This window comes from Fodinicurvata halophila (assembly GCF_042651425.1).
Taxonomy (GTDB): Bacteria; Pseudomonadota; Alphaproteobacteria; order Kiloniellales; family DSM-21159; genus Fodinicurvata; species Fodinicurvata halophila.
In genome coordinates this window covers 233,224-247,084 of sequence record NZ_JBHSCW010000011.1, presented here as the reverse complement: position 1 = coordinate 247,084, position 13,861 = coordinate 233,224, and the positions used below count along the sequence as shown (strand labels likewise).

Genomic DNA, 13,861 nt, shown 5'->3' with positions numbered 1-13,861 from the left:
AAACCTGCGATAGGGTGACAGCATTCCCGAGCCCGCCCGCATCCATCCAGTTCACAATGTGAACTTCGGGCGGTCGACTGCAGAGGTTACGCAGTTCGGGACTCCACGGAGAAGCCGGGAGGCGATCCGATGACGGAGGACAGTGGGTACGGACAGTTCTGTCCCGTCGCGAAAGCCGCCGAGATCCTCGCCACGCGCTGGACGCCGCTGATCCTGCGCGAGCTGATCAGCGGCAGTTCACGCTTCAACGACATTCACCGCGGTGTACCGTTGATGCCCCGAGCGTTGCTGTCGAAGCGCCTGAAGGAACTCCAGGCTGCGGGCATCGTGGAACATGTGTCGGCGGAGGAGTCGAAGAGTGCGAGCTATCAGTTGACCCAGGCGGGTGAGGACCTGCGCCCGATCATCGTCTCCATGGGCATCTGGGGCCAGCGCTGGGTGGAAAGCGCACTGGAAGGTCCCGACTGGGATGCCGGTGTGCTGATGTGGGACATGCGGCGCCGTATCGATACCAGCTGTCTGGAAAAGCCCCGCACCGTCCTGCAGTTCGAATACCAGGATGCGCCTGCCGAAATGCGCCGCTGGTGGCTGTTGATCGAGGACGGGGCGATCGACCTCTGCCAATCGGATCCGGGTTTCGAGGTTGATCTCTATGTCCTGACCACGGTTCCGGTGATGAGCCAGGTCTGGATCGGCAAGACATCTCTGGGACGGGCCATGGCAAACGACGAGATCGTTCTGCATGGCGACGCGGACCTACGCCGGAACTTCAGCCGCCTGTTGCAGCTCTCCGTGATCGTCGAAGCCGCAAGCCAACCGCCGCGGATGCAGGCCACCTGACTCACGAGAACATGTCTGTGGTGATGGCGTGGTACCAGTCGACGCTTTCCCGGAAGGTGGCCTGACGGGTCTGTGCGTCCTCGTCGCGAGTGCTGATGAAGCTGTCGACGGTGCGAATGCGGCCGTCCTTCGGTTCATAGACGGCACCGACCTTGACGCCGTCCTCCGGCCCCAGGAGCGACCAGCAGGTGTTCATGTAACGTGCCGGGAACGCCCGCTGGCCGAGGAGTGCGTGGCAGATCGCATTGGCGGCGACCTTGGCCTGGCTGTTGGCCGCAAACCCCGATTTCGGCATGTCTCCCTGGTCGGCCGCGTCGCCCAGCACGTGTATCGCGGTGTCTCGGCGGCTGGTCATGTCCCCGGGGTGTACCGGGGCCCAGCCGGAATCATCGGTCAGCCCGGCGACCTCGGCAATATGGCCGGCCTTCTGCGCCGGAATGACGTTGCAGACATCGACGGTTTCCGAGTGTCCGTCGATATCCACGGTCATGGTGTCCGGGTCGACACTGATTGTGCTGGAGCCAGACTCCGGGCCAATCCGCTCGATCATGCCGCCGTAGTGTCGTTGCCAGGCTTCCTCGAACAGAGCCTGCTTGGGAAAGCCGGGTTTCGGATCCACCAGCAGGATCTTCGCTTTGGGGTTCCGCTGTTTCAGCAGATGGGCGACCATGCAGATCCGCTCATAGGGCCCGGGCGGACAGCGATAGGGATGGGGCGGTGCCACCAGGCAGAAGACCCCGCCCTCGCGCATCTCCATGAGCTGGTCGCGCAGTAGCCGAGTCTGGCTGCCGGCCCGATAGGCATGGGGCATCGCGTTCTGGGCCGCAACGCTCCAGCCGGGCACGCTGTCCTCGACGAAATCGATGCCAGGTGAGATGACGAGACGGTCATAGGGCAGAGCGGAACCGCCCGCCAGCCGCACCTGCCGCGCCTCGCGGTCGACGGCCACCGCCCAGTCATGCACCACATTGATGCCGTTACGCGCGGCAAGCCGTCCGTAGCCGTGGGCGAGATCGTCATAATCCCAGAAACCGGCAATATAGAGATTGGAGAAATAACAGGTGTAGTACTGGCGCGTGGGCTCGATCAGGGTGACCTCTATCTCGGCGGCGCTGTCGTGAGCGATGTAACGCGCCGCCGTCGCCCCGCCCGAACCACCGCCGATGACCACCACCTTCGGCCGGCTTCCGGACGAAGCGCGGGGTGCGGCAAGCGTCCCGACCCCAGCCGCGAGAGCCCCCATGAGACTGCGCCGCGACATTCTCATTGGCTGCTCCTTTCGGTTTCATCTGCCTGTTTGGCCAGGTAGGCGGCGATGTCGGCAATATCGGCCTCGTCGAGCGCGGTCGCGAAAACCGTCATCGCGGGATGTGCCCGCTTGCCGCTGCGATAGGCCGCCATGCGATCGGTGAAGCGCTGCGGATCCATGCCCTGCAGGGCGGGAATGGCCCATTGGGGAGGGGAGGGGCCGTGACAGCCGGCGCACTGGTTCGCCAGATGGGCACCGCGCTCCGGGTCGCCGCTCTCTTGAGCAAGCGCCGGCTGCACGATCGCCAGGAGAATGACGGTGGCCAGACCGGCCCAGGATCGGGAGTCTGCAAATATCCGTTTCATCCTGTCTCTCGTTTCTGGGAGCGTCCAAGCGGTGCTCTCCTGTTGCATCGTTGTTGTGCGACGGGTCCCGCGCCCGGGGGCCGTATCGAATGGAGTGGCAAGGCCAGCTCCAGCTCTACGAGGATCTCGCCGTTCAAACTGCACAGGAGCCGTTTGAAAATGCGGCAAGGATGCCCCCCGGCTCCGGATGCCTGAGCGCGGGCCGTTTCCCTCAGGGGGAGGGAGGCGATCATGCGAGACGCCATGATACGCTCTCTTGCCTATTCGACGCCGAGAACCTCGGAGAGCAGCTCCTCGAAGGCTGGCCTGGCGGTGGCCACGGCGTTCTCCAGGTTCGGGTCGGGATAGAGCTCGGTCATGAACGAGAGATCGAGCATCGACAGCTTCGATTCCCCGTCCTCCTCATAGAAGGCGAGATGACCGCAGGGCATCATCGCCATGGTATGCATGCCGGCCGCGACCACATCCGATCCGATTTCGGGATAGCAGATCTTCAGCGCAGTGACCTTGCCGCCGGCCAGGCCGAACTCGGCCAGGAAGAGCCAGTTCTCTTCGGCCTCGGTATACTCGCGCAATTGCGTCGCGGCGTCCTCGGGGGACTGGTCGAGCGTGTACACATGGAACATGTCGCTGCCGCTGTCGCCGGCGGCGGGCAGTGCAGTGCCGACGGTCAGGATTCCCGCCATGGCGGTGGTCTTAAGAAACCTGGTCATTGCTATGCTCCTTCTGATTGGCATGAATTCCTGTGGTGTCGAATGAGGGGGACGTACTCACCGCCCAACTCCACCACGTGTCCGGGAGTCCGGGCTCAAAAGCTCAGGGTTGCAGCGCCGGCCTTTATACGCTCGTGCATGGCACTGGCGCCCGTAACCTCGATGCCGTCGATCAGGTCATCCTGCGTGTAGCCGCGCGCCTTGACGCATGGGGTGCAGGCCCAGAGCGTTCCGCCACGTTGCAGGAAATCATCGACCAGCGACTTCAGCGGCTCCATCGGATGCGCCTGTGTCAGGTCGATGGCGCCGCGGCGGACGATGTCGACCGCATTGCCGGTGAGGAAGATCGAAACCGTAAGCCCGGAGGTCATGCCTCCATTCGCGACCGTGAAGCCGATCGAGGCGCGTTCGTCCTCGGGACCGTGTGTCATCGTTACAACCAGTTCTTCCGTCTGTGCCATGATGGTGGTCTCCTCCCTGCTTGGCTGGGGTGCCTTTGGCATCACCAAGTAAACAGAACATCATTGGCGTTAAAGATGCTTGCCGGACTCCTCATGGTTTTCTGGATTTTCCCTGAGGGATGGCAGCAGATGAGGAAAAGCGTGCGGTCCTGGAGGCCCGAAAACCGAGCCGCGGGACGCCGCCGGCCTGTTGTCCTCATGAAACCAACAGATCTTCCTCAGGGAACCTTCAAGCGCGAGGTTTTCCGACTCGCTATACTCTCGGCAATGAGATTGAATGGTATTTCACATGAAGGAGAAGCGTCATGACGGCTTCCAGCGATGCACCTGTTACCGCGCCGGAACAGGAGGATACGGAGTTCGTTCAGTTCTGGAACGAGGTTCTGGCGCCGAAATTCATTCGCTTTCGCCATATCCTGGTGGATGGCCTGACCCACCACAGTGAAGCGGTGTTTCCCAAACTGCCGGTCAAGCCCGGGGATCGCGTGCTCGACGTCGGTTGCGGCTTTGGCGACACCGCGATCAAGCTTGCCCGGATTGTCGGGCCCGAGGGAGACGTCGTGGGCATCGACTGCTGCGACGCGTTCCTGACCGCGGCCGAGGCCGATCTCGCACAGACCGACCTGAAGAATGTCAAGTTCATGCGTGGCGATGCCGAGATCTCACTGCCCGAGGGAGAATTCGATTTCGTCTTTGCCCGCTTCGGCACGATGTTCTTCGCCAATCCGGTGGCCGGGCTGCGCAACATGCGCCGCGCACTGCGGCCAGGTGGAACGATGGTGCACATCGTCTGGCGCAATCCGGAAGACAATCCCTGGCTATCGATGGCCAAGAATATCGTCCTCGAGTTTCTGCCTCCGCCGGGAGACGATGCACGTACCTGTGGACCGGGGCCGTTCTCCATGGCCGATGAGCCCACCGTGCGCAAGATGATGGAGGTCGCTGGCTACACCGACATCGACTTCCAGCGTGTCGATGCCCCCGTTCTGGTCGGCCAGGACGTGCGTGACGCCATCGAATTCCAGTTGGCCATCGGGCCCGCGGGCGAAGTGTTCCGCGAGGCTGGCGAAGTGGCCGAGGCCAAGCGCAGCCAGATCGAAGAGGCGCTTGCCGATGCGATCCGCCAGCAGACCCTCGAAGAGGACGGGATCGTGATGGGCAGTTCGTCCTGGGTGATCAGTGGCCGCAATCCTGAGGACTAGGTGTTTGAGCCCGGACGTGGATGGGATGATGACCATGATCGTTTGACGAACACGTGAGGACAATTCCTGGCAGTGTTTGCCCCAGGCGGTCGTTGTGCTCGGCTCCAGTTCCTGGATGGCAAGCGCACGCACCCCGGATGAGTCCCGTCACGTTTCCAGGGAGCAGAAATCATGCAAGAAGAGACAGTGCCACGAAGGTTGAAGGGAACAGGCAGATGGAGCCTGCTGGGCGCCGTAGCTGCCGTGGTGGCCCTTATCTCCTGTTATGGCCCCCTGTTGCTGATTGGCGTGCTCTCGTTACTGGGTACCAGCCTTGTGCTCGACGAAACCCTCTGGGCCGGAGCGATCCTGGCGGCGACCGCTGTGGCTCTTCTGGCCTTGGTGATCAGCTTCCTGCGCCATCGCAAGCCTTTGTCCCTGCTATTTGCTCTCGCGGGGGGCGCGCTCATCTTCTATGCTTTTCTGGTATCATACCACGTTCTGATAGAAGGGCTGGGATTTCTTCTCCTGATCGTCGGCGTGGTGATGGACCTGCTAAGCGTGCGCAGAAAGAGTGCTCGCTAGCTAGAACCGGGATGCAATAGAGGTTGTTGTTAAGTATTTGAGGTGGTGCAGACTTCAGTATGCAAGAGCGTTTTCTTGCGAATGGGAGCAGACAGCTGGTATGCTAAAAAAACACTGACTCGAAATCAGGGTGGTTCTGAAGGGCGGTGTAAAGACGACTTGTGGAGTGCGCTCGATGGCCTCCGCGTTGACCTGTATCGTCGCGATCAGGATTGCCTCTCCCTTCCCAGAGCGCAGTGCTGTCCATGCGCCCTATTCTTCGGAAGCAATCAAGGCGCATCTCGTCCTCTCCGCCGAAACCCATGGAGGATACCCCCTCGAGGCAGACTGCGCCGGCAAGGATTCCGCGGAGCCGGCACTCGTGTTTCACGAGGTCGATCGCGCACTCAGCTTTGCACTGGACGTGAGTGAAGGCGGCAACCCCGAATCAGACGGGGCAACATGGCTCCATATAGGGGTGCACGGGGTTTCGGCGAGACCCGATGATGACGCGGTCAGGGGCGAGGATGTCGCGCTTGCCTTGTGTCTGGCCGATCGCGCTCCGGCAGGTGGGATCGTTGTCTCTCGCGAGGTGCACGCACACGCCAGCTCCGATATGTCGCTACGGGTCTTCGATCATGGCTGGGTCGAGCAATCGGCGCATGGCCCGGCGATCGAAAGTTTGCGCGTGCAAAGGGAGTCGCGCGCGCCGGAGCGCCAGGTTATCCGGTTCGGTGCCTTCGAACTGGATGCCTCCTGCTTCGAGTTGCGGCACGATGGCATGGTGATTCCCGTGGAGCCACGGACATTCGATCTGATTGCGCTTCTGGCCCGCAACATCGATCGCACGGTCACGAAGGACGAGATTTTCCAGACCATCTGGGAAGGGCGCGTCGTTTCCGATGCCGCCCTGAGCAGCCAGGTCAGATCGGCACGTCGTGCCCTGGGTGATGACGGCCTCAACCAGTCCATAATCGCCACTGTACATGGACGTGGTTTCCGCTTGAGGAGCAACTCCGAGGATGCCCGGTCTTCTGCGCAGCGGCCGGCCACGGGCGAATCACTGTCGCTGCCGCAGACAGAGACACCGCGGCCGACGGTGGCGGTCCTGCCCTGCGCCAATCTCGACGAGGACGGACGAGGCGCCATCCTGGCGCAAGGGCTGACGGAAGACCTCATCAACGCCCTGTCCAAGAACAGGTGGCTGCGCGTGATCACACGCAGTCCAACCTTCGCCTTGAGCAGGGCCACGGACGATATCTCCGAGATTGCCCGGAAGCTGGGAGCCGACTACCTCGTCACGGGCAGCATACGCCGGGCCGGCAGCCGAGTGCGCACGACCATGCAGGCAACCGATACCCGGACGATGCGCTGTATCTGGTCCGAGGGCTTCGATCGCGAAATGCGCGACATATTCGAGTTGCAGGAGGAAATCTCGGGCCTCGTCTCCTCGCGCATCGCCACGGAACTCGGCATCGAGGAACAGAAGAAGGCGGCACGCGTTCCACACACCAACCTCGGTGCCTGGGAATTGTATCAGCTGGGTTCGGCGGAATTCTATCGCTTCACACCGGAAAGCAATCGCCGTTGCCAGGAGTTGATGCGCCAGGCCATCCGGGAGGATCCTGCCTTCGCCGATCCCCATTCGCGGCTGGCCTATGCCATGATTCTCGAAATGGTGTACTTTGAGGCGCCGATCGATGCCGCACGCATGGACGAAGCCGCCAGACTGGCCGAGCAGGGTGTCGCATTGGACGACCAGGACGCCAACACCTTCTTTTCGCTCGGGCGTGTGCGACTGGCGCGGCGCGAATACAATCTCGCCATCGACGCCCTGGAGCATGCGATCACACTCAACCCCTGCCATGCGCTGTCGCATTGCGGCCTGGGCGACTCCCTCGCCTATGAGGAATGCTTCGATGAGGCGTTCAGCCAGTTCGACCATGCCATAGAGCTCAGTCCGCACGACCCCTTCCGCTGGGCGTTCATGTCCTATCGCTCGCTGGCGCACCTCTTCGCCGGCCAGTTCGAGGACTCCGCCCTGTGGGCACGCCGTGCTTCACAGGTGCCCAACGCGCACTACTGGGCCCGCGCCCATCTGGTTTCGGCATTGGGTCATCTGGGTGGTGCGGAGCAGGCGAGTACGGATTCCAACCTGCTCCTGAAGACGCGCCCCGGCTTTTCCCGGGACTTTGCCGAAGAGCGCCTGTTCTTCGTCAAGAAACGCAATCAGCTGGAGACCTTCCTCGAAGGCCTGGGACGGGCGGGCATTCCCTGACTGACAGGCACCGAGTTTCCGCTTGGTCCCTTTGCGTCCGGTCCTGGTTCGCCGCATTTACCCTGATACGGACGAGGCGTCAGGCTGCGGCCGTGGGTTGCCGCCAGGATCAGATGAAACCCAGTTCTGTTAGAGATGGCGCTGTCTGGGAAACGGCCGAAATGTTCAAGCGCAACACGGGGGGCGTCTTTCAGTTCCCGCCATATGCGAGATAAAGTTCTTTCATGATGTATCCAGCCGCCAGGTTGGCCTGCCGGCCGCCGATGTTGGTGGCAACGACGATGGCAATGTCGACTTCTGGATCCACCAGGATCTTTGCCAGGTTCATGCTGTTGGAGCCGTTGTGGGTGTGCAGGGGGCGGTCAGCCCAGTCGAACTGCTCGATTCCCCAGCCGAGGGCATAGCCGCCTTCCTCGGGAGTGCCTGGCGGCGGATTGGGTATTTTTGCCGGGACCTTGGGGTCCATGATGTAGGCCAGGGTCTCCGGCGCGACCAGTTTTGGACCGCGATGTGCGCCGCCGGAAATCCATGCGCCCCAGCGTGCGAAATCCAGGATGGACATGTGGGCCGTTCCGGCCGGCCCCATGATGGGCGGGATATCCGCCGCGGCACCCCAAGGCCTGGCTTCGGGCTCTCCGGTATTCTCCTGTGAATGTCCCACCAGTGCATCGATCAAACCGGGCGTGGCGGTAGCGCCCAGGCCAGCCGTTTCCAGCTCGAGCGGCTGGAAGATCCGTTGCTGTATCAGGGCCTCCCAGGGCTGACCCATTGCCGTCTCGATCATGGTGCCGGCGATGAGATAGCCGAAGTTGGCATACTGGAAAGGGGAGTCGTCGGGAATGACCGGCTCGTGATCCTTCCAGGCATCCAGCGCCATCAGGCGAAGATCCGTCAGGTTGTGCTCGAAGGCATTGGCATTGAAGTAGATCTCGATCATCTCCTGCGTGTCGCTGGGAATGCCACTCGAGTGCGAAAGAAGCTGCTCCAGACGGACCTCGGCCAGAGTTTCGTTCATGTCAGGGACCTTGTCGCCCAGCACGTCCCCGATGGTGCTGTTCCAGCTCAAGAGGTCCTCTTCGACGGCCATGCCCGCCAGCAGTGCCGTCATGGCCTTGGTGTCCGAGCCGATGTGGATCCTGTCCTCGACCTCCGCCGGGGCGTCATGGCCCAGGGCCCGCAGGCCGGTGGCGCCGGCGGCAACGATCTCGCCGTCGACGGCCACGGCGGCGACCATGGCGGGGAGACCGAACTCTTCGCGAACCGGTTCGAGGCGTGACTCCAGGTCTTCCTGTGCCTCGGCGAAGGACACGGACGTCAACTGGAACAACACAGCGAGGGCGAGCAGGGGAGTCAGACGGACAGGACGCATGAATCTTGCTTTCTTTCTTGGGACCGCAGGGTCCTGTTGAGAATCGGCAGGGGAGCCGGAAGGCCGCCCGATATATGAGCGGAAAACTTCGGGCTGTTCAAGGAGTTGCAGCCTGCTTGAGGAAGGGACGTGCCTGCACCTGGCGAGACGGAGGCTTGAGGAGCGCCGGGCCCGCACTACACAGGCTGTGATTTCCTTCCCATGTTCTTTTTATCCGTGATGCCCCAGGGAAGTGACAGCTGCGGTCCGGACAGTGGCAGACAAACGAACCGGCACTCACTTGGAGTGCTGTTCCAAAGCGGAGAGAAGACCATGAAGATCGAGGTGAATCAGGTTGCCCTTGAATGCCGTGTCGGGGATATAGCCGCTCAATCCGATATCGAAGCAGTGGTGAACGCCGCCAATGCGGAGTTGATGCCGGGTGGAGGCGTGGCGGGTGCCCTTCATGCGCGCGCCGGTCGTGAACTGGCGAAGGCCTGTGCCCCTTTGGCGCCGATCTCGCCCGGGGAAGCGGTGCTCACGAAGGGTTTCAATCTTCCCAATGCTTACGTGATCCATACCCTGGGACCGGTCTATGGTCGTGACGAACCTTCTGAGGAATTGCTCGCTCACTGCTATAGGCAGTCCCTGAAGGTCGCGGAAAACCAGGGTATCGCTTCGGTGGCCTTCCCGGCGATCTCGACGGGAGCTTTCGGCTATCCGCTGGTCTCGGGCGCAGAGGTCGCCTGCAGGACCGTGGTGTCCATGGTTCCGGAACTGAGTCATGTACGGCTCGTACGTTTCGTGATGTTCGATGAACGCGCACATGAAGTGTTTAGCGAAAAGCTACAGCAGGTTGCGGAATAGCTCCCGTCCAAGAACAGAGTGAACGGCTGCGCGAAGATGTTTCGCCGGGTGCGCGGTCTGTCAGCTGGAGGGGCCTGACCTGAAGCGTGAGTCTTGAGATTTGAACCCGAAACCCTGATAAGGAGCCTCGTTGTGTGGGCTCCCACAAGCCGGATCCCAGGTGCCCAAACCGGAAGCCAGCCCTAGATAAGATGAATTCTGCCGAGACCGAAGAGAAGGTGCGCCTCGAGGCCTGCCTGGAACGTATAGATCATAACCTGAAGAGCATCGATGCGCGGCTCAACGCCTATGCCCAGGAGGTCCAGACGAACAAGGACTATCTCTGGGAAGCGCGACGCGACATGGACCATATCGAGAAGATCGCGGTGCGCCAGACGATCGACCAGAAGGTGCGCTCTGGTGAGGTGCTCGACCAACAGCGGCAGAAGCTGCTCAAGCTGAAGAAGGCGCCCTACTTTGGGCGGTTCGATTTTGCGCGCGGCACGGCCGGTGGCGACCAGGCAGAAGCCATCTATGTCGGGGTGCACGATTTCCGGGACGAGGAGACGGGACAGACCCTCGTCTACGATTGGCGTGCCCCGATTTCCTCGCTGTTCTACGACTACGAGATTGGCCCCGCGCGCTATCAGGCACCTTCAGGCGAGATCGCGGGCCAGCTGACACGCAAGCGGCAGTTCCGCATCCGCGAGGGCGATCTCGAGTTCCTGCTGGAAACCGACGTGAACATCGTGGACGAAGTCCTGCAGGAGGAGTTGAGCCGCTCCTCCGACGAGGGGATGAAGAACATCGTCGCCACCATCCAGCGCGACCAGAATGCCATCATCCGCGATGCCGAGGCGCAGACGCTGATCATCCAGGGGGTGGCCGGCTCGGGCAAGACCTCCATCGCGCTGCACCGCATCGCCTTCCTGCTCTATCGCTTCAAGGACACGCTGAGCTCCGACGACATCCTGATCATCTCGCCCAATCGCGTGTTCGCCGACTACATCGGCAACGTCCTGCCCGAGCTGGGTGAGGAGCAGGTGGGCGAGATCGGCATGGAAACGCTGGCTGGCGAGCTTCTGGGTCACAAGTATCGCTTCCAGAGCTTTGCCGAACAGACCGCCCAGCTGTTGGAAAAGGATGACGCGGCGATGAAGGAACGCATGGTCGCGAAGGCCTCGCCGGAGTTCCTGAAGCAGATTGATGCCTATGTGGAGCACCTGGAGGCAAACTCCTTCCAGGCAGAGATGTGGCGCGTTGGCCGCAAGCTGGTCCCTGACTGGTTCTTCGCCGAGACCTGGAACAAGCATCGCGGCCTGCCGTTTACCGAACGCGTGGCGGAGGTGGTCAAGGCGGCCGAGCACAATATCGGGCTCTACTACAACTACGAGCTTCTGACTCATGAGCGGCAGTCGCTGCGGGAGGCTGTTCGGGGCATGGCCCGAAAGATCACCCTACGCGAGGCCTACAAGCAGATGTTCGAGTGGCTGGAGCGGCCCGACCTGTTCAAGCCGGCGGGCGGCAAGCTCGAGTATGCCGACGTCTTTCCGCTGATTTACCTGAAGATGCGGCTCGAGGGGATCGACAATCCCCGCAAGGAGGTGAAGCACCTGCTGGTGGACGAGATGCAGGACTATACGCCCGTTCAGTATGCCGTCCTCGGCAAGCTGTTTCCCTGCCGCAAGACGATCCTGGGCGATGCCAGCCAGTCGGTGAATCCCTACAGCGCCTCGAGCCCGGAACAGATCCAGCGCGCCTTGCGGGCGCCGGCGCCGGTCAAACTGACCAAGAGCTATCGCTCAAGCTGGGAGATCATGCAGTTCGCCCTGGCGATTTCGCCCAACGAGGAGCTGGTGCCCATCGAACGCCACGGCGAGCCGCCCCAGGTCGTGACCTGCACACGCGCGAGTGAGACGAGAGCGCGGATCCTGCAGGAGGTCGAGGATTTTCGGGCCTCCGGCCACAACAGCCTGGCGCTCATTGCCAAGACGCAGAAGCAGGCGAACAGGTTGCATCGACAGCTGACCGAGGCCGGTGCGAAGGCCCGCCTGCTGGATGCCGGCAGCGAGGGGTTTTCCACGGGCGTGATCGTCTGCACGGCACACTTGGCGAAGGGCCTGGAATTCGACCGCGTGATCGTGCCAGACGCCAGTGCCGAGACCTACAGCACGGAGCTGGATCGCAATCTCCTTTACGTTGCCTGTACCCGGGCGATGCACCGCCTGACCGTCCTGGTAACAGGAGCCCCGTCCGAATTCCTGCCGGCCCCGGCTGCTGCCTGAGCGCGGTAGAGCAAACGCCGGGGTCTCTCCACTGCAGCGCATTTCCTGGAGGCGCGACACCATTGCGGCCTGACGAAAAGGCCGTGTTTGATCTTGCTTCTCCTGGAGAGCGGCATTACCTTCAATCGTTAATCGACGATAAACGATTGAAGGTAATACATGGCAGACGCATCGCTGAGCTCCCCGAATGCAGTTGGGATGGATCTGACGCCGGCGTCCGGCGACGAGGATGCTGCGGCGATCGCGAAGGCGCTGGCCCATCCGGCGCGCATCCGCATCCTGCGCCTGCTCTTGGAGAAACAGTCCTGCATCGGCTGCGACATCGTGGAGGAGATCGGGCTTGCGCAGTCCACGGTGTCCGAGCACCTGCGGATCCTGAAGTCGGCCGGGGTCATCACGGCCGAGGCCATGCCGCCGCGCGTCTGCTATGCCCTGAACGCCGAGTGCCTGATGCCGCTTGCCGGCCTGCTGAATACGGTGTTCGAGCAGGACAGCCGAGGTGCGCTCAAGGGGTCGATCTGCTGTCCGCCTGCGGAGGACGAGCCAAAAGAAAGTCCCGAGTGACCACTGCACACTGAGGCTGCGTGATCCGGCTGGCCAGGGACAAGCCGAAAGCCTGAGTCCTGACCAAGGAGAAGAGCATGGCGTCCGCCGCCTCCCGCAAACAGCTGTCCTTCCTGGATCGTTACCTGACGCTCTGGATCTTTGCCGCCATGGCGGTGGGCGTCGGTCTCGGTTCGCTCTTCGACGAATTGCCGCTGTTCCTGGACAGCCTGTCAATCGGGAACACCAACCTGCCGATCGCCATCGGCCTGGTCCTGATGATGTATCCGCCGCTGGCCAAGGTGCGCTACGAGGAACTGCCACTGGTCTTCAAGGATGTCCGGGTGCTGGCCCTCTCGCTGGTGCAGAACTGGTTGATCGGGCCACTCCTGATGTTCGCGCTGGCGGTGCTCTTCTTGCAGGACTATCCCGAATACATGACGGGCCTGATCCTGATCGGCCTGGCGCGCTGTATCGCCATGGTGCTGGTCTGGAACCAGCTCGCCGGCGGCAGCAATCAGTACGTGGCCGCGCTGGTCGCCTTCAACTCGATCTTCCAGATCCTGTTCTTCAGCCTCTATGCCTGGGTCTTCCTGACGGTGCTGCCGCCGCTGCTCGGCCTGGACGGCAGCGTGATCGATGTCGGTTTCCTGACGATCGCCGAGGCCGTTCTGATCTATCTGGGCATCCCCTTCGCGGCCGGATACCTCACTCGACGGGTGCTTGTGCAGCGCAAGGGCGAGAGCTGGTACGAGAGCCATTTCCTGCCCAGGATCTCGCCCCTCACCCTGGGGGCACTTCTGTTCACCATCGTTGCCATGTTCTCGCTGAAGGGCGGCATGGTGCTGGAGCTGCCGCTCGACGCCCTGCGGATCGCGCTTCCCCTGGCGCTGTATTTCGTGATCATGTTCGTGATCAGTTTCTGGATGGGCAAGCTGATCGAGGCCGACTATCCACGTACCACGGCGATCGCCTTCACGGCGGCCAGCAACAATTTCGAGCTCGCCATCGCTGTCGCCATCGCCTCGTTCGGCCTGGCCTCGCCGGTCGCCTTCGCAACGGTCATCGGGCCTTTGGTCGAGGTGCCTGTGCTGATCTCTCTGGTGACGGTGGCGCTCTGGCTGAAACGGCGGTGGTTTGGCGAGGCGGCCGGAACTTCCCTGCGGCACGGCGCGGAGTAGCCGCAGA

At 62.1% G+C, this 13,861-nt stretch carries 13 protein-coding genes; 8 read left to right on the top strand and 5 right to left on the bottom strand.

The features are described from left to right. Positions 1–129 precede the first annotated feature (129 nt). On the top strand, positions 130–840 hold the full coding sequence (locus tag ACFOW6_RS17355; protein ID WP_382423693.1) for a winged helix-turn-helix transcriptional regulator: 711 nt from the start codon (positions 130–132) through the stop codon (positions 838–840). A 1-nt stretch (position 841) separates the two neighbouring features. Here ACFOW6_RS17355 and ACFOW6_RS17350 read toward each other — a convergent pair whose 3' ends face one another. The 4 genes from ACFOW6_RS17350 to ACFOW6_RS17335 form a co-directional block, all read right to left on the bottom strand. Beyond that, positions 842–2,101 (bottom strand): FCSD flavin-binding domain-containing protein, encoded by a 1,260-nt coding sequence (locus ACFOW6_RS17350; RefSeq protein WP_382423692.1) that lies wholly within the window; start codon positions 2,099–2,101, stop codon positions 842–844. A gap of 2 nt (positions 2,102–2,103) precedes the next feature. Then, positions 2,104–2,454, bottom strand: a complete 351-nt coding sequence (locus ACFOW6_RS17345) for a c-type cytochrome (RefSeq protein ID WP_382423691.1) — start codon at positions 2,452–2,454, stop codon at positions 2,104–2,106. A 260-nt stretch (positions 2,455–2,714) separates the two neighbouring features. Beyond that, complete coding sequence (locus ACFOW6_RS17340; protein ID WP_382423690.1) at positions 2,715–3,167, bottom strand: DUF302 domain-containing protein; 453 nt, start codon at positions 3,165–3,167, stop codon at positions 2,715–2,717. 95 nt (positions 3,168–3,262) lie between these two features. After that, positions 3,263–3,628 (bottom strand): DsrE family protein, encoded by a 366-nt coding sequence (locus ACFOW6_RS17335; RefSeq protein WP_382423689.1) that lies wholly within the window; start codon positions 3,626–3,628, stop codon positions 3,263–3,265. Positions 3,629–3,933: 305 nt separating this feature from the next. Between ACFOW6_RS17335 and ACFOW6_RS17330 the strand changes: the two genes are divergently transcribed. The 3 genes from ACFOW6_RS17330 to ACFOW6_RS17320 all read left to right on the top strand — a co-directional run bounded on the left by ACFOW6_RS17330 (position 3,934) and on the right by ACFOW6_RS17320 (position 7,651). Further along, positions 3,934–4,830: a class I SAM-dependent methyltransferase gene (locus ACFOW6_RS17330; protein WP_382423688.1), complete on the top strand. Its 897-nt coding sequence runs from the start codon at positions 3,934–3,936 to the stop codon at positions 4,828–4,830. A 171-nt stretch (positions 4,831–5,001) separates the two neighbouring features. Next, on the top strand, positions 5,002–5,394 hold the full coding sequence (locus ACFOW6_RS17325) for a MerC family mercury resistance protein (protein WP_382423687.1): 393 nt from the start codon (positions 5,002–5,004) through the stop codon (positions 5,392–5,394). 175 nt (positions 5,395–5,569) lie between these two features. Continuing rightward, positions 5,570–7,651, top strand: a complete 2,082-nt coding sequence (locus ACFOW6_RS17320; protein WP_382423686.1) for a winged helix-turn-helix domain-containing tetratricopeptide repeat protein — start codon at positions 5,570–5,572, stop codon at positions 7,649–7,651. A 190-nt stretch (positions 7,652–7,841) separates the two neighbouring features. Here ACFOW6_RS17320 and ACFOW6_RS17315 read toward each other — a convergent pair whose 3' ends face one another. Then, positions 7,842–9,020, bottom strand: a complete 1,179-nt coding sequence (locus ACFOW6_RS17315) for a serine hydrolase domain-containing protein (protein WP_382423685.1) — start codon at positions 9,018–9,020, stop codon at positions 7,842–7,844. A gap of 312 nt (positions 9,021–9,332) precedes the next feature. Between ACFOW6_RS17315 and ACFOW6_RS17310 the strand changes: the two genes are divergently transcribed. The 4 genes from ACFOW6_RS17310 to arsB all read left to right on the top strand — a co-directional run bounded on the left by ACFOW6_RS17310 (position 9,333) and on the right by arsB (position 13,854). Then, positions 9,333–9,866: a macro domain-containing protein gene (locus ACFOW6_RS17310; RefSeq protein ID WP_382423684.1), complete on the top strand. Its 534-nt coding sequence runs from the start codon at positions 9,333–9,335 to the stop codon at positions 9,864–9,866. Positions 9,867–10,057: 191 nt separating this feature from the next. After that, on the top strand, positions 10,058–12,130 hold the full coding sequence (locus ACFOW6_RS17305; RefSeq protein ID WP_382423683.1) for a HelD family protein: 2,073 nt from the start codon (positions 10,058–10,060) through the stop codon (positions 12,128–12,130). 198 nt (positions 12,131–12,328) lie between these two features. Further along, positions 12,329–12,694: an ArsR/SmtB family transcription factor gene (locus ACFOW6_RS17300; protein WP_382423682.1), complete on the top strand. Its 366-nt coding sequence runs from the start codon at positions 12,329–12,331 to the stop codon at positions 12,692–12,694. Positions 12,695–12,771: 77 nt separating this feature from the next. Further along, positions 12,772–13,854 (top strand): ACR3 family arsenite efflux transporter, encoded by a 1,083-nt coding sequence (gene arsB, locus ACFOW6_RS17295; protein ID WP_382423681.1) that lies wholly within the window; start codon positions 12,772–12,774, stop codon positions 13,852–13,854. Positions 13,855–13,861 lie beyond the last annotated feature (7 nt).